Origin of the sequence: Mycobacterium sp. 5-140-3-2, assembly GCF_035666375.1 — a bacterium.
Taxonomy (GTDB): domain Bacteria; phylum Actinomycetota; class Actinomycetes; order Mycobacteriales; family Mycobacteriaceae; genus Mycobacterium; species Mycobacterium intracellulare.
Map to the genome: position 1 here is coordinate 3714547 of NZ_CP142025.1, position 17491 is coordinate 3732037.

General features: G+C 70.1%; 24 protein-coding genes. 12 read left to right on the forward strand and 12 right to left on the reverse strand.

The features are described from left to right. The first annotated feature begins 22 nt into the window (after positions 1-22). The gene (locus P6281_RS16955; protein ID WP_014385320.1) at positions 23-727 is read left to right on the forward strand and encodes a helix-turn-helix transcriptional regulator; all 705 of its coding nucleotides are present in this window, start codon (positions 23-25) and stop codon (positions 725-727) included. A 14-nt stretch (positions 728-741) separates the two neighbouring features. Here P6281_RS16955 and P6281_RS16960 read toward each other — a convergent pair whose 3' ends face one another. The 5 genes from P6281_RS16960 to fdxA are packed head-to-tail and all read right to left on the reverse strand — an operon-like array spanning position 742 to position 3647. Then, a complete protein-coding gene (locus P6281_RS16960; RefSeq protein WP_014382865.1) occupies positions 742-1695 on the reverse strand; it encodes an NAD(P)H-dependent flavin oxidoreductase in 954 nt (317 codons plus the stop codon). A 6-nt stretch (positions 1696-1701) separates the two neighbouring features. Continuing rightward, positions 1702-2046 (reverse strand): cupin domain-containing protein, encoded by a 345-nt coding sequence (locus P6281_RS16965; RefSeq protein WP_009952612.1) that lies wholly within the window; start codon positions 2044-2046, stop codon positions 1702-1704. Positions 2047-2100: 54 nt separating this feature from the next. Continuing rightward, positions 2101-2526: a hypothetical protein gene (locus P6281_RS16970; protein WP_014382866.1), complete on the reverse strand. Its 426-nt coding sequence runs from the start codon at positions 2524-2526 to the stop codon at positions 2101-2103. Continuing rightward, positions 2523-3266: a helix-turn-helix transcriptional regulator gene (locus P6281_RS16975; protein WP_014385321.1), complete on the reverse strand. Its 744-nt coding sequence runs from the start codon at positions 3264-3266 to the stop codon at positions 2523-2525. The genes P6281_RS16970 and P6281_RS16975 overlap by 4 nt, the downstream gene beginning before the upstream one ends. Before the next feature lie 24 nt (positions 3267-3290). Then, complete coding sequence (fdxA, locus tag P6281_RS16980; protein ID WP_008258347.1) at positions 3291-3647, reverse strand: ferredoxin; 357 nt, start codon at positions 3645-3647, stop codon at positions 3291-3293. 159 nt (positions 3648-3806) lie between these two features. Between fdxA and P6281_RS16985 the strand changes: the two genes are divergently transcribed. From P6281_RS16985 to P6281_RS16995, 3 genes are all read left to right on the forward strand, one after another. Further along, complete coding sequence (locus tag P6281_RS16985; RefSeq protein WP_014385322.1) at positions 3807-4646, forward strand: class I SAM-dependent methyltransferase; 840 nt, start codon at positions 3807-3809, stop codon at positions 4644-4646. Between the two features lie 191 nt (positions 4647-4837). Further along, positions 4838-5050, forward strand: a complete 213-nt coding sequence (locus P6281_RS16990; RefSeq protein WP_026071309.1) for a hypothetical protein — start codon at positions 4838-4840, stop codon at positions 5048-5050. Between the two features lie 181 nt (positions 5051-5231). After that, positions 5232-5495 carry a hypothetical protein gene (locus tag P6281_RS16995; protein ID WP_009952620.1) on the forward strand — a complete coding sequence of 88 codons (264 nt, stop codon included), beginning with the start codon at positions 5232-5234 and terminating at the stop codon, positions 5493-5495. Positions 5496-5505: 10 nt separating this feature from the next. Here P6281_RS16995 and P6281_RS17000 read toward each other — a convergent pair whose 3' ends face one another. The 5 genes from P6281_RS17000 to P6281_RS17020 are packed head-to-tail and all read right to left on the reverse strand — an operon-like array spanning position 5506 to position 9597. Further along, positions 5506-6732, reverse strand: a complete 1227-nt coding sequence (locus tag P6281_RS17000) for a lyase family protein (protein ID WP_014385323.1) — start codon at positions 6730-6732, stop codon at positions 5506-5508. After that, on the reverse strand, positions 6729-7349 hold the full coding sequence (gene pcaG, locus P6281_RS17005; RefSeq protein WP_051019744.1) for a protocatechuate 3,4-dioxygenase subunit alpha: 621 nt from the start codon (positions 7347-7349) through the stop codon (positions 6729-6731). Before pcaG ends, P6281_RS17000 begins: the two co-directional genes overlap by 4 nt. Further along, positions 7342-8115, reverse strand: coding sequence for a protocatechuate 3,4-dioxygenase subunit beta (gene pcaH / locus P6281_RS17010; RefSeq protein WP_014385325.1), 774 nt, complete (start codon positions 8113-8115; stop codon positions 7342-7344). Before pcaH ends, pcaG begins: the two co-directional genes overlap by 8 nt. A 28-nt stretch (positions 8116-8143) precedes the next feature. Next, on the reverse strand, positions 8144-8629 hold the full coding sequence (locus P6281_RS17015; protein ID WP_008258355.1) for a hemerythrin domain-containing protein: 486 nt from the start codon (positions 8627-8629) through the stop codon (positions 8144-8146). Continuing rightward, entirely contained in the window at positions 8626-9597 is a 972-nt protein-coding gene (locus tag P6281_RS17020) for a Rieske 2Fe-2S domain-containing protein (RefSeq protein WP_041785101.1), read from the reverse strand. Before P6281_RS17020 ends, P6281_RS17015 begins: the two co-directional genes overlap by 4 nt. Positions 9598-9870: 273 nt before the next feature. Here P6281_RS17020 and P6281_RS17025 point away from each other — a divergent pair, with 273 nt between their 5' ends. From P6281_RS17025 to P6281_RS17045, 5 genes are read left to right on the forward strand one after another with little or no spacing between them, the layout of a single operon-like run. Next, on the forward strand, positions 9871-11217 hold the full coding sequence (locus tag P6281_RS17025; RefSeq protein WP_014385327.1) for an aromatic-ring-hydroxylating dioxygenase subunit alpha: 1347 nt from the start codon (positions 9871-9873) through the stop codon (positions 11215-11217). Then, positions 11214-11744, forward strand: coding sequence for a 3-phenylpropionate/cinnamic acid dioxygenase subunit beta (locus P6281_RS17030; protein WP_009952632.1), 531 nt, complete (start codon positions 11214-11216; stop codon positions 11742-11744). The genes P6281_RS17025 and P6281_RS17030 overlap by 4 nt, the downstream gene beginning before the upstream one ends. Continuing rightward, positions 11741-11986, forward strand: a complete 246-nt coding sequence (locus P6281_RS17035; RefSeq protein WP_008258372.1) for a hypothetical protein — start codon at positions 11741-11743, stop codon at positions 11984-11986. Before P6281_RS17030 ends, P6281_RS17035 begins: the two co-directional genes overlap by 4 nt. Further along, positions 11970-12788 carry a 3-(cis-5,6-dihydroxycyclohexa-1,3-dien-1-yl)propanoate dehydrogenase gene (gene hcaB / locus P6281_RS17040; RefSeq protein ID WP_014385328.1) on the forward strand — a complete coding sequence of 273 codons (819 nt, stop codon included), beginning with the start codon at positions 11970-11972 and terminating at the stop codon, positions 12786-12788. The genes P6281_RS17035 and hcaB overlap by 17 nt, the downstream gene beginning before the upstream one ends. Continuing rightward, positions 12785-13528, forward strand: coding sequence for a class II aldolase/adducin family protein (locus tag P6281_RS17045; protein ID WP_014385329.1), 744 nt, complete (start codon positions 12785-12787; stop codon positions 13526-13528). The genes hcaB and P6281_RS17045 overlap by 4 nt, the downstream gene beginning before the upstream one ends. Here P6281_RS17045 and P6281_RS17050 read toward each other — a convergent pair whose 3' ends face one another. After that, positions 13529-14344 (reverse strand): IclR family transcriptional regulator, encoded by an 816-nt coding sequence (locus P6281_RS17050; protein WP_324738449.1) that lies wholly within the window; start codon positions 14342-14344, stop codon positions 13529-13531. It lies immediately after the preceding gene. Between the two features lie 125 nt (positions 14345-14469). Here P6281_RS17050 and P6281_RS17055 point away from each other — a divergent pair, with 125 nt between their 5' ends. After that, positions 14470-15141, forward strand: coding sequence for a DedA family protein (locus P6281_RS17055; protein ID WP_014380543.1), 672 nt, complete (start codon positions 14470-14472; stop codon positions 15139-15141). Here P6281_RS17055 and P6281_RS17060 read toward each other — a convergent pair whose 3' ends face one another. Then, on the reverse strand, positions 15142-15759 hold the full coding sequence (locus P6281_RS17060; RefSeq protein WP_041785104.1) for a TetR/AcrR family transcriptional regulator: 618 nt from the start codon (positions 15757-15759) through the stop codon (positions 15142-15144). Positions 15760-15912: 153 nt separating this feature from the next. Here P6281_RS17060 and P6281_RS17065 point away from each other — a divergent pair, with 153 nt between their 5' ends. Both P6281_RS17065 and P6281_RS17070 read left to right on the forward strand, forming a co-directional pair. Beyond that, the gene (locus tag P6281_RS17065) at positions 15913-16350 is read left to right on the forward strand and encodes an anti-sigma factor antagonist (RefSeq protein ID WP_009952641.1); all 438 of its coding nucleotides are present in this window, start codon (positions 15913-15915) and stop codon (positions 16348-16350) included. 32 nt (positions 16351-16382) lie between these two features. Continuing rightward, on the forward strand, positions 16383-17468 hold the full coding sequence (locus tag P6281_RS17070) for a glutamate--cysteine ligase (RefSeq protein ID WP_014385332.1): 1086 nt from the start codon (positions 16383-16385) through the stop codon (positions 17466-17468). The last annotated feature ends 23 nt before the right edge of the window (positions 17469-17491 follow it).

The following is a 17491-nucleotide window of genomic DNA, read 5'->3' on the forward strand; positions in this document are numbered from 1 at the left end:
GTCTGTTAGAAATGGCGCGGGAATGGACGACCGGAAGCACCTGCAGCGCGACGCCGCCGGCATCGGGGCGCTCGCCGATCCGGTGCGCCACCGCCTGTATCAGTTCGTGTGCGACCAGCCCGCGCCCGTGACCCGCGACCAGGCGGCCGACGCCGTCGGGATCCCCCACCACCAGGCCAAGTTCCACCTGGACCGGCTCACCGCCGAGGGCCTGCTGGAAACCGGTTTCGCGCGCGTGACCGGGCGCTCGGGCCCCGGCGCCGGGCGTACCGCCAAGCTGTATCGCCGGGCGGGCCGCGACATCGCGGTCAGCCTTCCGCAGCGGGAGTACGAGCTGGCGGGCCGCTTGATGGCTACGGCGATCGCCCGGTCGGCGGGCACCGGCGAACCGGTCACCAGCGTCCTGAACCGGGTGGCCCACGACTACGGTCGCGCCATCGGGGCGCGGGCCGGCGCGCGAGCGCCCGCCGACGCCGCGGGCGCGCTTCGGCGCGCGGTGGAGCTGCTGAGCCGGCACGGCTACGAGCCCCGCTACGGCGACGGCGAGGTCGAGCTCGCCAACTGCCCGTTCCACGCCCTGGCGCAGGAGCAGACGGAGCTGGCCTGCACCATGAACCACGCGCTGATCAGCGGCGTGGCCGATGCGCTGGCGCCACACGGCCCGAACGCCCGGCTCTGCCCGGGGCCCGACCGGTGCTGCGTCGTGCTGGCGCCCGGCCGCGCGTAGGCCGCGAGCGAGCCCTATGCCCGCTCTGATGTCCCCCAGCCGGACAGCAACCGTGCCGCGCCCGTGCACATCTCGTCGATGACCTCGCGCACCGACGCGTCGTCGCGGATCATCCCGACGCCCTGACCGGCGTCGACGGGCGCGATCCGGCAGTCCCCGGCGGCGATCGCTGTGGCCAGCTCCTCGCAGGCGGCCGGGTCCAGCGCCTCTTCGTGACCGGTCCAGTGCTCGACGAACTCGTTGGCCAGCACCCGCGACGGGAATCGCGCCGGCCAGGGCAGCCCCTTGGCGACGTCGAAGACCCGGGTGACCGCGGTGTCGGTTTCGGTGGCGGCCACCAGGGCCCGGCGGCCGGCGTCGCCGGTCAGCGCCTCCGGACAGGCCGACAGGCGGGTCCCCACCCACGCGCCGCTGGCGCCGGCGGCCAGCACGGCGGCCAGGCTGCGCGCCGAGGCGACACCGCCCGCGGCCAGCACCGGCACCGTGACCGCGTCCAGGACGGCGTCCAGCAGCGGCAGCAGCCCCAGCTTGACCTCGCCGTGCCCGCCGCCCTCCGACCCGCGGGCGACCAGGATGTCGACGCCGGCGTCGACGGCCCTGCGCGCCCCGTCGCTGTCGTAAACCTGTGTGACGGTGGGGATTCCGGCGTCATGCGCCTTGGCGACCCAGGACCAGTCGGTTCCGAAGCTGACCGACAACAGGGCGGGCCGTGCGGCCAGCGCATCCTCGAGCAGCCCGGCCTCGTTGCGCATCACCCAATCGACCAGGCCGATGCCGAACTGGCCGTCGACGCCCCGCAGCTGCTCGGCCAGCAGCTCCCGGGTCGCGACGCTGCCCATGCCGACCATGCCCAGACCACCGGCCGCCGTGACCGCGGCGGCCAGGCGGCCGCCGGCGACCCCGCCCATCGGAGCGTTGACGATGGGCGCCCGCAGACCGAAACTCGTTGCCCAGGGCGTCGAGAGCATCGGCGGCTAGTGCGCCGAGGGGATGGTCTTCAGCACGGTCAGCAGGACCACCGAATCCTCGATCGCGTGCAGGGCATGGCGTTCGGGCGGGATCGCAAGGTATTCGCCGGCCTTACCCTCCCAGGCGTCGCCGCCGGTGGTCAGGCGCACGCGGCCGCGCAGCACCTGCAGGGTGGCCTCGCCGGGGCTGTCGTGTTCGGAGAGGTCGTGGTCGGCCAGCAGGGCCAGCACGGTCTGCCGAAGCTCGTGGCTGTGTCCGCCGTGGATCGTGTGCGCGGCCCGTCCGCTGTGGGACTGTTTGGCCTCGGCGAGCTTTTCGGACGCGAGGTCGGTCAACGAAACGGAATCCATTGTGAGTCCTTCGTAGTTGCAAGGCCTTTCACCGACGGCCTTGAGGGTGGGCAGTTAACCGCTCAGTAGGAGTATCCCCGCCGCGATCAGGCCGGCCACCTTGACCGCCTCGAGGGCGACGTAGCCGTAGTGGGCCCGGGAGCGCGGCCCGTCCGATCCGGACAGCACCCGGTCGGTACGGCGGGTCAGCGCGGGCCGCACGGCGACCAGCTGCACGGCCAACGCGGCGACGGCGACGCCGACCGCCGCGATGACGCCCGCCGGGGTGGGGCCCGCGATCACGATCGCCCCGATGACGAGCGCGAAGGCCACCTCGACGGTGTTGAGGGCGCGGAAGACCAGCCGGCCGATGCCGAGCCCGATCTGCAACGTCACGTTGGGCGCCCGGAACTTCAGCGGGGCTTCCAAAAACGAGATGGCCAGCACCATGCCGAGCCAGACGAAGGTGAGCGCGACGGCGATCGCGGTTCCGGTCGTCATTTGGCCGCCCCCTGCAGCGTCAGGTGAGCCAGACACAGGTCCGGCTCCACGAACGAGTCGAGCCGGTCCACCGAGACCGGTGCGCCCCAGGTTTCCACCGCTCCCTGCATGAGGCCGAGGTGCACCGGACACACGACGCTCGACCGGTTTTCGGCCAGCTCCAGGAATGGGCAGTGCCGCAGTCCGACTTGTTGCTCCCCGTCGACCACCCGGCGCTCGGGCGCGAAGCCGAGTTCGTCGAGCACCTCGATCAAACGGGCGATGACCTCCTCGGCGTTGGCGGGGGCGTCGGGCCGCGGATGCAGCTCGGCGTCCACCTTCCGCCCCCACGCCCGTCCCGCGGCCAGCGCCTTGGGCCCCGGGTCGCGCTCGGTGGCGAAGGCCATGGTCAAGATCTCGGCGAGCAGCCGGTAATGCCGCGTCCCGCCGCGATCCATCTGCCGGACCGCCCGGAACATCAGCGGTGGGCGGCCCGGGCCTTTGCGGTCCAGCTCGACGTGTTCCACCTGCCCGTCGGTGACCAGGCTGTCGAGGTGGAAGCGGACGGTGTTGGGGTGGACGCCCAGCTCGTCGGCGATCCCGGCGATGCTCATCGGTTCCGGGGAAGCCCGCAGCAACCGCATCACCGCGCGGCGCCGACCGGCCGATTCGCCCGCGACCGAACCCTGAACCTCCGGGAGTTTCTCCAACTGCCGGGCCTTCTGGGCTTTCTGCGTCTTCTGGGTTCTCTGGGTCTTCACCGGGTCCCTCACGCTGCTCGTCCTTCAAGCCCCGTCCGAATGGGCGGCACTGGGCTGACCCGCCACCAGCGGTGTGTCGACGCCGAGCGGGCCGACCTTGGCCGCCCCGCCCGGGGACCCCAGGGGTTCGTCGCGGCCCGGCAGCGTCTCGGCGAAGAATGCTGCATTGTCGGCCAGGTGCGGCTGGAGATCCTCGGGCAGGTCATCTTCGTAGTAAATCGCCTCCACCGGACAAACCGGCTCGCACGCGCCGCAGTCGACACACTCGTCTGGATGAATGTAGAGCGCGCGGCCGCCCTCGTAAATGCAATCCACGGGACACTCGTCGACGCAGGCGCGATCCATCACATCGACGCATGGCTTCCCGATCGCGTAAGTCATGGGCTACAGTTTACACAACATGTCTTGTAAAAATTGGGTTCGAGGCCTAAGAACGGTGAAGGCCGACGGTAGGCTCATCGACACCCCGCCCCCGGTGCGCCATGGGTACCACGAGTTGGCCCTGGCCTCACCGCAAGGCGCTGCGCGACAGGAGATCTGATGCCAGGACAACGAGCAGGTTCCGAACTTCCGCTGCCGGCATCGCGCCGTGACGACAGCGCGGTCGCCGGCCATTGGCTGTTGGCCCGGCTCGGCAAGCGAGTGTTGCGCCCCGGCGGGGTCGAGCTGACCCGCACCCTGCTGTCGCGCGCGGAGCTGGGCGGCGCCGATGTGGTCGAGCTGGCGCCGGGCCTGGGCCGCACCGCCACCGAGATCGTGGCCCGCGGTCCGCGGTCCTACGTCGGCGCCGAGGGCGACCCGGACGCGGCCAACATGGTCCGCGGCGTGCTTTCCGATCTCGGTGCGCAGAATGCCGCCGTGCGGGTGGCGGACGCGGCGGAGACCGGGTTGCCGGACGCCAGCAGCGATGTCGTCGTCGGAGAGGCGATGCTGACCATGCAGGGCGACGCGGCCAAACAGGCCATCGTCGCCGAGGCGGCCCGCGTGCTGCGGCCGGGGGGCCGCTACGCGATCCACGAACTCGCCCTCATCCCGGACACAGTGTCGGAGGAGGTCAGCACCGAGATCCGGCAGGGGCTCGCGCGTTCGATCAAGGTGAACGCGCGGCCGCTGACGATCGCGGAGTGGTCGAAACTGCTCGCCGAGCACGGACTGGTGGTCGACAACGTCGCCACCGCACCGATGGCCCTGCTACAGCCCCGCCGGCTGGTCTCCGACGAGGGCCTGTTCGGGGCCCTGCGGTTCGCCAGGAACGTGCTCCTGCACCGCGATGCCCGCAAACGGGTCCTGGCGATGCGCCGCACGTTCCGCAAGCACCGCAAGCAACTGGCCGCCGTCGCGATCGTCGCCCACAAGCCGGCGGCATCGGCCACCGGCTGACCGGCCCCGGAAGGCTTTCGGGACGGCCTGCGCCGTTCGGCCTTGCGCCGCTTCCGATATCGGGTCCCGAGTTTGGGCCCGTTCCGCAATCTCCGCGTGACGGTTTAGTGACGCCCCCTGACGTAACTTGGCTGCGGCAGTTGTGGGGAGAACGAAGGAGCTTGCCGAGCATGGGTGCTAGCCCACCGTCGCTGACGGATTCCGACCTCGACGCGTTGGCGTCGGATTTCCTGCAGTCGCATTACCTCGGTGCCATCTACGCCGATTGGTCACCCGATCGGCGGCTCGACATGTTCCTGAGGCGGCGCGGCCTCGCCAGGGTGGCCAACGACGGCGACCTGTCCCACAACGTCTTGCAACGCATCATGTCCCGGGCGGGCCGTGCCTCATTGGCGCGGCATTGATCGGCCTGCTCTTCTGCTGCAGAACCAGGTAGGCGACCGCGATGAACAAAAACCGCGAAAAAGTTCGAGTTTTGACGGCCGAAATGACAACCCACGCATTGGTACGGACGTACTATTGCGCTCTAACGCTGGACGTGCCGCCGGGGATGGATGAGTCGTTGAGGCTAGCGGGGAGGGGACGATGAATTCACCGAAATGGATGGTTCATTGGCCGCAGCGCAGGCCGACGGCCACGATCTACCAGTTGACCGACCGACTCCACCGCGGGCACGTCGCCCGGGTGCCCGCCCATCAGATCACGGCGACGGTGTCGGCGTGGCTGGCGGACCTGGGAGCCGACAGCCCGCTGGTCGACGAACTCGAGCGCGCCGTGTGCGGCGGCGACTGGGCGGCGGCGCACGCCCTGAGTGAGTGCTTGTCCATCGAGATCGCGGTGGCCGACTGAGAATCGCGACTCAGCGCTGAGCGAGTGCCCGCGCGGCACGGCCTAGGCTGTCGTCGATCAGCCGGTCGGCGGCGCCGAAGTAGGTCGGTGACGGGTCTTTACCCACCAGCTCGGCGATCGCTTGCTGCTCACCCAAAACATCTGCGGCATCGAGGTTTTCGGCCATGCGCTGCGTGTGCACGGTCAGGCCGGTCAGCAACTCCGCGGTTTGGGATCCCGCGACCACGGTGCGCCGGCCCAGCGTGCGCAGGGTGTCCCATTCGGCGTGCCACGCCCCGTCGGGCCGTTCGTCGTCGGCCAGCGCCGCGGCGGTGTGCAAGGTGGCGGCCAACGGCGGCGCCGACAGCGCGGCGCGGCGAATCAGGATGGACAACACGGGGTTACGCTTGTGCGGCATGGACGACGAGCCGCCCCGGTTGTCGGCCGTCGGCTCGCTGAGTTCGGCGATCTCGGGGCGGGCCAGTGTGACGATGTCGGAGGCGATGCGGCCCCAGCAGTCGGTGCAGCCGACGAACGCGTCGGCGGCGCCGGTGATCGGCGCGCGGGCCGTGTGCCAGGGCGCCCGCGGCGCCAGGCCCAATGCGGTTGCCGTGTCGGCGGCGACGCCGGCCGCCACCCCGGCCGGGTCGGAGCCGCCGGTGAGCAGCGCCGCCAACTCCGTGGTGGCGGCCAATGTGCCCGCGGCGCCGCCGATTTGGACGGGCGTGGTCAGCGCGGCCATCCGGTCGAAGGCGTCGACGACCCCGTTCAGCCAAGCGGCGGCCTTGGCGCCGAAGGTGGTGGGTGCGGCGTGCTGGGTAAGGGTGCGGGCCACCATCGGCGTGGCCCGGTGCCGCGTGACGAGTTCGGACAGCGCCGAGATCTGCTCTCTCAGCTGCGTGATCAGGTCGTCGGCGACCGCGCGCGTGGCCAGCATCAGGCCGGTGTCCAGGACGTCCTGGCTGGTGAGTCCGCGGTGGATCCACGGCGCGACGGCCGGCTCCGCGCGCTCGCGCAGCAGGTTCACCAACGGGATCACCGGGTTGCCGCCGTCTTCGGCGGAGGCCGCGAGCGCCTCGCAGTCGTCGTGCGTCACCAGATTCCGCAGCTCCACACCGACACACTCGGCGGCTGTCAGGCCGGCGCCCGCCAGCGCGCTCAGCCACGCGGATTCCACCGCGACCATCGAACCCAGCAGCGCCCCGTCGGTCATGTGCTCGCCGGCTCGATGGTCTCCGGGCCACAGCAGATTCGTCATCGCGCGTCCGCCCGGTACGCCAGGAACACGGTCTCGGCCAGCCCCTGCAGGTGGATGTCGAAACGGTATGCGGCGCCGTCATTTTCGGCCACGCAGAGCAACGTTTCCAGACGCTCGGCGGGGACGGCGGCCAACAGCGGATCGGCGTCCGGGTCGGCTCCGGGCAGGTAGGCGCGGGTGAACAACCGGTTCAACAGCCCCCGCGCGAACACGGTGAGCGCGAAGAACGGCGGGCGCCCGTCGATCACCGAACCCGGGGTCAGGGTGGTGAACGCGTAGCGTCCGGCGTCGTCGGTCGCGCAGCGCCCCCAGCCGGTGAACGACGGGTCTCGATGGCGCCGACCCGCTGCGCCCGGCGCAAGCGCCGCGCTTGCGATCGACGCGTGGGATCGGCGCAGCGAACCGGCCTGCCGCGCAATGCGCCCCGCGGTATCGGGCTGCCAGAGTTCGACCAGGGCATCGGGGACCGCGGCGTCGCCGCCGTCGTACACCGTGCCGTGCAGCCGGATGGCCTGCGGGTGGCCGTCGTCGACCAGCTCGCTGTCACCGGGGTACGGCAATCCCAGGTCGAGGAAGGGTCCGACCGTTTGCCCTGGGGTGCAGGCTGTTTCAGTCATGCGCGCCCTCGGTGGGTGTCGGCGCGCCGCCGGTCAGGACGATGTCCCACCGGTACCCGGTCGCGTACTCGGGCTGGGTCAGGTCGTGGTCGTAGCGGGCGATCAGCCGTTGCCGCGCGGCGGGATCGAGGATCGACTGGAAGATCGGATCCAGCTCGAACAGGGGGTCGCCCGGGAAGTACATCTGGGTGACCAGGCGCTGGGTGAAAGCCGTTCCGAAAACGGAGAAATGGATGTGCGCCGGGCGCCAGGCGTTGCGATGGTTGCGCCACGGGTAGGGGCCGGGCTTGACGGTCAGGAACCGATAGGAGCCGTCCGGCCCGGTCAGGCAGCGGCCGGCGCCGGTGAAGTTGGGGTCGAGCGGGGCCGGGTGCTGGTCGCGCTGGTGGCGGTAGCGCCCGGCGGCATTGGCTTGCCAGATCTCGACCAGCTGACCGGCCACCGGCCGGCCGCCTTCGTCGACGACGCGTCCGGTCACCGCGACGCGCTCCCCGATCGGCTCGCCCGGATGCCCGGCCGTCAGGTCGGCGTCGAGCGGGTCGACGTCCTGGTGGCCGAAGCACGGCGCCCAGAGCTCGATCCCCTCGGGATCGACCGCGACCAGGGGATGCTTGGGATGGCGCAGCGTCGTGCTGCTGTACGGCGGATAGTCCAGGAGCGGCTGATCGTGCGCCGGGCCTGCCCCGGCGCCGCCCGGGTATTGCGCTGCGATGCGGGCGATCTCCGCCGTGATGTCAGCCTGAGAAGCGACACACCCGGCGTCCATGAGCCGTGACGCTACTCTCGATGCTCCCCTACAGGGCGCGGATCAACGCCGCGCGCCCCTTGGTCCGCAGGCGGTGCACGGCCGAGCCGCGGTATTGCTCGATCGTGGCGGCCATCTTGTTGCCCAACTCCTCGAGCTCCGCGTCGGTGATCTTCACCTGCGGAGGGGCCGGGATCATGTCGCGTTCCTCTTCGTCCGCGTGCGCCTCCAGCACGGTCTTGAACGAATTCCACTCGTCCTCATACCCCGGCGCACTCTGCGGCGTCTTGAGCAACACGGAAAGCTGGTCGACGACCTGGCGGTGTTCGGCGTGGGCGACCGCGATCAGCTTGGTGGCCGCGCGCAGCGCCGGGTAGTACAGGTCGTCCTCGATCCGGAAGTGGATGTCGAGCTCGATCAGCATGTCGTCGAAAAGGGCATGGCGCTCTTCGGAATTCAGCGGTGCCTCGCTGACCTTGCGGCCGAGGCCCTTGAGCACGATGTGGTGTTCTTTGAGAACGTCGTAGGCGTTCAATTGGCTCCTCCTTTAGCGATTCCGACCGCGCCGCCGGGAGCGGGCTGCTGCTCACCGCGGACTTCGACCACTCCGTCGACCAACCGGGCCTCGTAGCACGGCAGCGGCGCTGCCGCCGGACCGCGCACCACTTCGCCGGATTCGGCGGCGAACCACGAGCCGTGCCAGGGGCACACCAACCGGCCGCGGTCCATCCAGCCGTCGGCCATCGGGGCGGCCAGGTGGGGGCAGAATTCTCCGTACGCCGCGACTTCACCGGGCGTGGTCTGACAGACCACCAGGCCCACACCGTCGACCTCGACGCGCACCGGTTTGCCGTTGAGCGAGCTCGCGGGCAGCACCGGCGTCCACGTGGAGGTGCGCAGCCGCGGACCGGACTGGTCGATGCCGATGCCGGAGTCGAAGACCAGCGCCCCACCGAGGTAGCTGCCGGCGACGGTGATGCCGTAGCCCAGCGCGGTGAGCACGATGCCTCGCCCGTGGCGTCCCTTGCGACGGTCCCACCACGACTGCATGTACAGCGCGGTGGCGGCGACGTTCAGCAGGCCGTGCACCGCGCCGACGCGGCGGTCCTCCTCGTGGGTGTGCTGCCAGTCGGTGACGCCGGTGACGGCCGAGCCCAGGCTCGCCAGGATGCCGACCCCGAGGGCGCGGGAGGCGAATCGTGAGGCGTCGACGACCTCGGATGCGGGCTGGCCCGGCAGCACGCTGAGGACGTCCAGCGCCACCGTCGTGCCGAGCGCGCCGCTGGTCAGCGACGCCAACGGCGGGTGCACCGGGTGCCCGAGCCAGACCCCGTTGAGCGCGTTGGTAACGGTGTTGCGGGCGCCGCCGAGCCCGTTGTAGGCGAAGCTGAGCAGGTGTTCGAACCGATAGCTCGGCCGATCCATCCACTCCTGGCGCCCGATAGCGGCCAGAACCTTGGATCCGACCTGCTGCAATCGACCCCCGCGTGGCCGACCCACCATCGCACCCTGCCTTTCCTCAAATCAGTGGAAATAAGCGGTTAATAACCGCAAAACCGAACGATTACCGGCAGTTTACTCCGCGCTCACATACGCCGAACCGCCGCCGTGACCCACGGTAGCCGGGGGCTTCCGGCTTGTAATTGCGCGCCGCCTGTGAATCGGCCCCAAGGATTCTGCGGACAACCTGGCGACGCGGGCGCCCGGCGGTTGACCGGCGCCGAAGACTGCGGGATTCTTCTGAGCGGAGAGTATTTCTGTAGATCAGAGGGAGTCATGGCGCACCGGGACGGCGGATTACTCGAAGTCTTCGAGAACGTGCGCCGCGGGATGATCCCCGCACACATCTACAACGACAAGGAACTGTTCGCGCTGGAGAAAGAACGGCTGTTCGGCCGGGCGTGGACCTTCGTGGGGCATGAGTCCGAAATCCCGCACGACGGCGACTACGTGGTGCGCCGGGTGCTCGACGACTCGTTCATCATCACCCGGGATTCCGCCGGCGAGGTGCGGGCCCTGTTCAATATGTGCCTGCATCGCGGGATGCAGGTCTGTCGCGCGGAGATGGGAAACGCCTCCAACTTCCGCTGCCCCTACCACGGCTGGACCTACCGCAACGACGGACGGCTCACCGGGCTGCCGTTCCACCGGGAGGCCTACGGCGGCGACGAGGGGTTCGCCAAGGACCAAACCCTGTTGCCCGCACCGAATTTCGCGAGCTACAACGGCCTGCTGTTCATCAGCCTTGATCCGAATGCCGAACCGCTGGAAGACTTCCTGGGCGACTTCAAGTTCTACCTGGACTACTACACCAAGCAGAGCGCCGGCGGCGTCGAGGTGCGGGGGCCGCAGCGCTGGCGGATCAAGGCGAACTGGAAGATCGGCGCGGAGAACTTCGCCGGCGACATGTACCACACCCCACACACCCACGCGTCGATCGTCGAGATCGGCCTGTTCCGCGAGCCGAAAGCCCAGAAGCGCAAGGACGGCGCCACCTACTGGGCGCACCGCGGCGGGGGCACCACCTACAAACTGCCCCCCGGTGGCTTCGAGGAGCGGATGCGCTACGTCGGCTACCCCGCCGAGATGATCGGCCGCATCAAGGGCGTGTGGACCCCGCAACAGCAGCGGGTCGTCGGCGAGGACGGGTTCATGATCTCCGCGGCGACCTGCTTTCCGAACCTGAGTTTCGTGCACAACTGGCCCAAGGTGCGCGATCGCGATGACGAGGTGCTGCCGTTCATCTCGATCCGGTTGTGGCAACCCATCAGCGAGAACGAGACCGAAGTGTGTTCGTGGTTCGCCGTGGACTCCGCCGCTCCCCCGCAGTACAAACAGGATTCGTACAAGGCGTATCTGATGTGCTTCGGGTCGACGGGCATGTTCGAACAGGACGATGTGGAGAACTGGGTGTCGCTGACCACCACCGCGGGCGGTTCGATGGCGCGGCGGCTGCTGCTGAACAGCCGCATGGGCCTGCTCGCCGACGACCGCCCCGTCGTCGAGCCGTTGGCGCCCAACGCTTTTCACGGCCCCGGACGCGCCCAGGTCGGCTACAACGAGCACAACCAGCGGGCGCTTTTGACCATGTGGGCCGACTACCTGCAGGGGGCCGGCGCGTGAGAAAGCCCCTGCCCTTCAGCGACACTCGACACCTCGAGGCGCACCAGTTCCTGGTGGACGAGGCCTACCTGCTCGACGCCCAACGGTATGAGGCGTGGCTGGACACGCTGACCGACGACGTCCGCTACACCATGCCGGTGCGGGTCACCGCCGCGCGCGGCGCGGGATTCGACGCGTCGCCCTTTCCCGAGCCCGGAATGGCCCATTTCGATGAGGACAAGTACTCCCTGACCCAGCGGGTCGCGCGGATGGGCACCGAGCACGTGTGGGCCGAGGACCCGCCGTCGCGGCTGCGGCACTTCATCACCAACGTGCGCACCTTCGAGTGCGACGATTCCGAGGACGTGGTCGTCGAATCGGCCGAGCTGCTGTTCCGCAGCCGCGGCGACGTCAACGAGGCCGCCCTGCTGTCCTGCGGGCGCGAGGACCTCCTGCGCCGGTGTGGCGATCGCTTCAAGCTGGCGCGGCGCACCATCCTCGCCGACGAGTCGGTGCTACGGATGCAGAACCTGGCGGTGTTCCTATGAGCGACGAACCCATCACGATCGCCAACGAATTCACCGAGGTCGTGGTGCGCCGGATCGACACCCGCAACGGGTCACGCCTGCTGATCAGCGCCCCCAGGTCCGGGGAGTCGATCACGCTGGACGCGCTCGAGGTCGAGGCCTTGACCTGGCAGAACCCCCGTACTCTGGCCGCCATGGTCGGCAATTCCCACGCGCCGCTGCTGCCCGACGATCCCGAGGAGCGCGATGACGGGCTGGCTTGAGGGCAAGCGCGCACTGGTCGTCGGCGCGGGTTCGGGAATCGGGCGCGCCATCCTCGACGCGTTTCGCAGCGAGGGCGCGAAAGTCGCCGCGCTGGAACGCGTTCCGGAGAAGTGCGCCGCGCTGCGCGCGCAGCTGCCCGACGTACCGGTGACCGAGGGCGACGCGACCGCCTACGACGCCAACGAACGGGCCGTCACCGCCGCGGTGGACGCCTTCGGCGGGCTGGACACGCTGGTCAACTGCGTCGGAATCTTCGACTTCTACAGGGGCATCGGCGACATCGACCCGCCCGACCTGCCCGGCGCGTTCGACGAGATGTTTCGCACCAACGTGCTCAGCCACATGCAGTCGGTCAAGGCGGCGATCCCGGCGCTGCGGCACGCGAAAGGGGCCTCGATCGTGCTGACCGAGTCCGCCTCGTCGTTCTACCCGGGGCGCGGCGGCGCACTCTACGTCGCCTCGAAATTCGCGGTGCGCGGCCTGGTTTCGGCGCTGGCCCACGAGTTGGCGCCCGGGATCCGGGTCAACGGGGTGGCGCCCGGCGGCACGCTGAACACCGATCTGCGCGGCCTCGCCAGCCTGGGGCTGGGCGACACCCGGCTCGACGACAGACCCGGCCGGGCCCGCGAGGTGGCGGACCGCACTCCCCTGCACGTCGCGCTCACCGGCGAAGACCACGCGTTCAGTTATGTGTTCCTGGCGTCCGACCGCTCCCGCGGGATCACCGGCGAGACCGTGCGTCCCGACGGCGGATTCGGCCTCGGCGCAACGAAACCCGACCCGAAAGGGACCGAACCATGACCGACCGGCTGGAGCGGCAGCGGACCCTGGTCGCGCAGGGATGCCGCGTCGCGGCCGCCCGCGGCCTGGTCGACGGCATCCTCGGCCACCTGAGCCAGCGGGTCGACGACGAGCGCCTGCTGGTGCGCTGCCGCAGCGACGCCGACGACGGGGTGGCGTTCACCCGGCCCAGCGACATCCGGCTGGTCCGATTCGACGGCAGCGCCGGCGCCCCAGGCGAACTCGACGGGTACCGGGTGCCCAACGAACTGCCCATCCACGTCGAGACCATGCTCGCCGACCCGCGCCACACGGCCGTCGCGCACCTGCACCCGCCGGCGGTGGTCGCCGCCGATTTGGCCGGCATCACGATCCGGCCCATCTACGGCGCCTACGACATTCCCGGCGCCTGGCTGGCGCGCGGCGGTGTCCCCGTCTACGAACGCGCCGTGCTGATCCGGGATTCGCGGCTGGGCAAGGAGATGGTGGCGGCCATGCGCGGTGCGCCCGTGGTGATCTGCCGCGGACACGGAATCACCAGCGCCGCGGCCACGGTGCCGCAGGCGGTGCTGCAGGCGATCAGCCTCGACGCGCTGGCCCGCATGGCGTTGCGAGTGCGCGCCGCGGGCGGCGCGCTGCGCGACATCGACGACGCGGACTGGGAGGACCTGCCGGATCTGGGGCCCGCGCTCACCGCCGAGGCGGCCTGGCGCCACGAAGTGGCGCGGCTCCCGTCGGGGCCCGCGTCGTCGCCGGCCTAGCTAGCCGAGCAGATCGCCAATCTCCTTGGCGGCGTTGACAAGTGCGGCGGCCACCGCGGGATACCGGGAGGGGTCCAGCCGGTGTTGCGGCGCGGCGGCGTTAAGCGCGAGCCGCAGGCCGGGCGCCCGGGCCGGGATGGGCACGGCGACCGAGGCGACGCCCTCCTCGCTCTCCTCCCGGTTCGTGGCGTAGCCGCGTTCGCGGATGTCCGACAGCTCGGCTTCCAGCTCGGCGCGGCTGGCGATCGAATGCGCGGTGATGCGCTCGAGCCGCTCGCGCGGCAGCAGCGCACGCAATTCCGGTGGCGACAACTGGGCCAGCATCACCTTGCCCGTCGAGGTGCAGTGCGCGGGCATCGTGCGGCCCAGCCGGGACGCCACCCGCACCGCGGCCGGCCCCTCGACGGCGGCCACGAAGCGGACGCTGGCGCCGTCCAGCATTCCGACGTGCACGGTCTCGCGCAGCTGTTCGCTGAGGCCGCGAAGGACGGGTGCGGCCGACCGCGCGATGTCGACGCGGCCGAAGATCGCGAACGCCACCCCGGTCAATGACGGGCCGGGCAGGTACGCCTTGGACACCGGGTCCTGCCGGACGAACCCGCGGTAGGCCAGCATCGCCAGCAACCGGTGCGCGGTCGACGACGCCACACCCAGATAGCGGGTCGCCTCGCTCAACCGGATCTGGGGTTGTTCGCCCAGCAGCAACAGCAGTCGCAGCGCATTGTCGACCGACTCGATCGGATACTGCGGCGCAAGCGAATCGGCGGGCGCCGCCGCGGCGACATCCCGTGCGGCGCGCTCGCGCTTGGGTGGCATGGCTCAACGGTAACCAGTGGGCGCCGGACGCAGGAGGGTTTCGTCCCGTGGGTCTGGGCGCCCCAAGCGAATTGAAACGCGCACCTTGGGGCGCGGATCGTGGGCCGGTCAGGCATCCTTGACGCATGAATGTGGAGCCCTTGCTGCACTCGATCCCGCCGCTCGCCGTCTACGTGGTGGTCGGCGGTGTGGTCGGGATCGAGAGCCTGGGCATCCCGCTGCCGGGCGAGATCGTGTTGGTGACCGCGGCCCTGATGTCGTCGCATCACGACCTGGCCGTCAATCCGATCGGGGTCGGCGCCGCCGCGGTGATCGGCGCGGTGATCGGAGATTCGATCGGGTACGCGATCGGGCGCCGCTTCGGCATGCCGCTCTTCGACCGGCTCGGCCGGCGATTCCCCAAGCATTTCGGTCCCGGACACGTCGCGCTCGCCGAGAAACTGTTCAACCGGTGGGGCGCGCGGGCAGTCTTCCTGGGCCGGTTCATCGCGCTGTTGCGGATTCTGGCCGGGCCGCTGGCGGGTGCGTTGAAGATGCACTATCCGCGGTTCCTGGCGGCCAACGTCTCGGGCGCCATCTGCTGGGCGGGCGGCACGACCGCGCTGGTGTACTTCGCCGGCATCGCGGCCGAACGCTGGCTGGAGCGGTTCTCCTGGATCGGGCTGGTGGTCGCCGTGGTGGCCGGTCTCACCGCGGCAATCCTGTTGCGCGAGCGCACATCACGGGCGATTGCGGAATTGGAGGCCGAGCATCACAGCAAGACCGCGGAGGCCGCCACGCAAGCCGACACGGTCTGACTAAACGGCCTCGCTGGTGTCCGCCACCAGCGGCGGCCGGTGTTCGTCGATCAGGGCGCGGGCCATCCGGCGGGCGCGTTTCGCCGCGTCGAGGTCCCCGACGGCGGCGAGGATGATGGCGCCCTTCATCAGGATGTGCCACGACGACGCGAAGTCTTCGATGTCGGTCAACCCCGCTGCGATCGCGCGGCCGCGCACGATGTCGCGGACGTGGTCGATGTGGGTGATGCAGGCCTGTCCGGCCGGATGGTCCGGCCCGACTTCGAGCAGCACGTTGATGAACGAGCAGCCCTCGTATCCGTCGCGGAGCTGGAACCAGTCGTGCATGACGTCGAAGATCGCCAGCAACTGTTCCTCCGGGGTGGTACCGCGCTGCCGCGACTGCTCCTCGATCAAACCGTGCGTCCAGAGCTCTTCGCGGCGCTGCAGCACGGCCAGCACCAGGTCGTTCTTGGTGGCGAAATGGCGGTACAGCGTCGCCCTGGCGACACCGGCCCGCGCGATAACCTCGTCGGTGCCCACGGCGCGGATGCCGCGGCGGCTGAACAGCTCATATGCCGCGGTCAGCACGCGCTCACGCGCCGACGCGGCAGGCGTCCCGACATCGGAGGTTGTCATACGGGCCTTACCGTACTCTTAGCCCCGGACCCATAGACAGACCGCCCTGTCTCGTTATACAAATGAGATTCGCATCCGCGAACAGTCGGTCTTCAGACACTAGGACGGGCATCCTCGCGGCGTCTCGGACGCCGGCCGATCAGGGGGTCCATCATGAACTCAGCCATTGCGGAACAATTGCCCACCACTCACCTCATGCTGAGCACCAAGCTGGTGTATGAGCTGGGCGATCCGCACAGCACGCTACGGGCGACCGCCGATCGTTGCGGCCCGGCGGTGCTGATCTACGCGGGGGGCGAGATCGACGCGTGCAACGAGCACACCTGGCGCCACCTGGTCAGCGAGGCGGCCGGCGTCGTCACCGCGCCCGGCCCGTTCGTCGTCGACGTCACCGGGCTCGAGTTCATGGGCTGCTGCGCGTTCGCGGTGCTCGCCGACGAGGCGAAGCGCTGCCAGAAACGCGGCATCGATCTGCGGCTGGTGAGCTGCGAGCCGATCGTCGCCCGCATCATCGACGCGTGCGGGCTCGGCGGCGTGCTGCCCATCTACCCCACCGTCGACTCCGCGTTGTCCGCGGCCGCGCGCTGGTAACCACACGGCACTCCTCGGCCGTAATCGGCTGAATGAGCGGCCATCCCACCGTCGGCGCGGAGGAAGAGTTTCTCCTCGTCGACCCGCGAACCGGTGAGCCGTCCCCGCGCAACGCCGACGTGGCGGCCGAGGCCGAGCGCCGCGGCGTCGCGCTGCAGCTGGAACTGAGCAGCTGCCAGGTGGAAACCAGTTCCGACGTGGCGGCGAGCGCCGCCGAGCTCGGTGCGGAACTGCGCCGGCTGCGGCGCACCGCGGCGCAAGCCGCGCAGGCCGTCGGCGTCCAGCTGCTGGCCTGCGGGCTTCCGCCGGCCACCCCGCACGCGTTCCCGGTCACCGACACCCCGCGCTACCGCCGAATCGGCGACGAGTTCGGGATGATCGCCCACGAGCAGGGCATCTGCGGCTGCCACGTGCACGTGCAGGTGCCCGACCGTGCCGCGGCCATCCATGTCAGCAACTGGCTGCGGCCGTGGCTGCCGTCATTGCTTGCGCTGTCGGCCAATTCGCGGGTGTACCGCAACGCCGACAGCGGCTACGCGAGCTGGCGCAGCGTGCTGTGGCGGCGCTGGCCCGCCGCGGGAGCGCCGCCGTTCTTCGCCTCGCCCGGCGAATACGACGACGCGGTACGCATGCTGGTCGACACCGGGGTGATCCTCGACAAGGACATGGTCTATTGGGACGTGCGCCCTTCGGTGGAGTTCCCGACGGTGGAGGTCCGCGTGGCCGACGTGCCCGCCACGGTGGACGAGACCGTGCTGCTGGCCACGTTGATCAGGGCCGCCGTGATGACGGCGCTCGACTCACCCGACGACGCCCGCCGCCTGCCGCCCGGCGCGCTGCGCGCGGCGTATTGGAAGGCCGCGCACGACGGGTTGTCCGGGCGCACACTCGATTTGATCCACGGCCGCGGGGCGGTGCCGGCGCGTGAGCAACTGGGAGCGCTCGTGCAACGGGTCCGCCCGGCGCTCGAGTCGCTGGGGGAATACGGGCACGTCGTCCGCGAACTCGACCGCGTCGCGACGCGGGGCAATGGGGCGATGCGGCAGCTGCGGGCGTGGCGCCAGCGCGGCGAGGTGGCGGACGTCATCGCCGAAGCCGCCGCGGCCACGCTGAGTTGAGCCTCATTGCCGCACAACCGTTC

What these genes read in the sequence shown, in the direction of transcription:
- P6281_RS16955 (WP_014385320.1), top strand. Translation starts at nt 23, where the DNA reads ATGGACGACCGGAAGCACCTGCAGCGCGACGCCGCCGGCATCGGGGCG.
- P6281_RS16960 (WP_014382865.1), bottom strand. Translation starts at nt 1,695, where the DNA reads ATGCTCTCGACGCCCTGGGCAACGAGTTTCGGTCTGCGGGCGCCCATC.
- P6281_RS16965 (WP_009952612.1), bottom strand. Translation starts at nt 2,046, where the DNA reads ATGGATTCCGTTTCGTTGACCGACCTCGCGTCCGAAAAGCTCGCCGAG.
- P6281_RS16970 (WP_014382866.1), bottom strand. Translation starts at nt 2,526, where the DNA reads ATGACGACCGGAACCGCGATCGCCGTCGCGCTCACCTTCGTCTGGCTC.
- fdxA (WP_008258347.1), bottom strand. Translation starts at nt 3,647, where the DNA reads ATGACTTACGCGATCGGGAAGCCATGCGTCGATGTGATGGATCGCGCC.
- P6281_RS16985 (WP_014385322.1), top strand. Translation starts at nt 3,807, where the DNA reads ATGCCAGGACAACGAGCAGGTTCCGAACTTCCGCTGCCGGCATCGCGC.
- P6281_RS16995 (WP_009952620.1), top strand. Translation starts at nt 5,232, where the DNA reads ATGAATTCACCGAAATGGATGGTTCATTGGCCGCAGCGCAGGCCGACG.
- P6281_RS17000 (WP_014385323.1), bottom strand. Translation starts at nt 6,732, where the DNA reads ATGACGAATCTGCTGTGGCCCGGAGACCATCGAGCCGGCGAGCACATG.
- pcaG (WP_051019744.1), bottom strand. Translation starts at nt 7,349, where the DNA reads ATGACTGAAACAGCCTGCACCCCAGGGCAAACGGTCGGACCCTTCCTC.
- pcaH (WP_014385325.1), bottom strand. Translation starts at nt 8,115, where the DNA reads ATGGACGCCGGGTGTGTCGCTTCTCAGGCTGACATCACGGCGGAGATC.
- P6281_RS17020 (WP_041785101.1), bottom strand. Translation starts at nt 9,597, where the DNA reads ATGGTGGGTCGGCCACGCGGGGGTCGATTGCAGCAGGTCGGATCCAAG.
- P6281_RS17025 (WP_014385327.1), top strand. Translation starts at nt 9,871, where the DNA reads ATGGCGCACCGGGACGGCGGATTACTCGAAGTCTTCGAGAACGTGCGC.
- P6281_RS17035 (WP_008258372.1), top strand. Translation starts at nt 11,741, where the DNA reads ATGAGCGACGAACCCATCACGATCGCCAACGAATTCACCGAGGTCGTG.
- hcaB (WP_014385328.1), top strand. Translation starts at nt 11,970, where the DNA reads ATGACGGGCTGGCTTGAGGGCAAGCGCGCACTGGTCGTCGGCGCGGGT.
- P6281_RS17045 (WP_014385329.1), top strand. Translation starts at nt 12,785, where the DNA reads ATGACCGACCGGCTGGAGCGGCAGCGGACCCTGGTCGCGCAGGGATGC.
- P6281_RS17050 (WP_324738449.1), bottom strand. Translation starts at nt 14,344, where the DNA reads ATGCCACCCAAGCGCGAGCGCGCCGCACGGGATGTCGCCGCGGCGGCG.
- P6281_RS17055 (WP_014380543.1), top strand. Translation starts at nt 14,470, where the DNA reads ATGAATGTGGAGCCCTTGCTGCACTCGATCCCGCCGCTCGCCGTCTAC.
- P6281_RS17060 (WP_041785104.1), bottom strand. Translation starts at nt 15,759, where the DNA reads ATGACAACCTCCGATGTCGGGACGCCTGCCGCGTCGGCGCGTGAGCGC.
- P6281_RS17065 (WP_009952641.1), top strand. Translation starts at nt 15,913, where the DNA reads ATGAACTCAGCCATTGCGGAACAATTGCCCACCACTCACCTCATGCTG.
- P6281_RS17070 (WP_014385332.1), top strand. Translation starts at nt 16,383, where the DNA reads ATGAGCGGCCATCCCACCGTCGGCGCGGAGGAAGAGTTTCTCCTCGTC.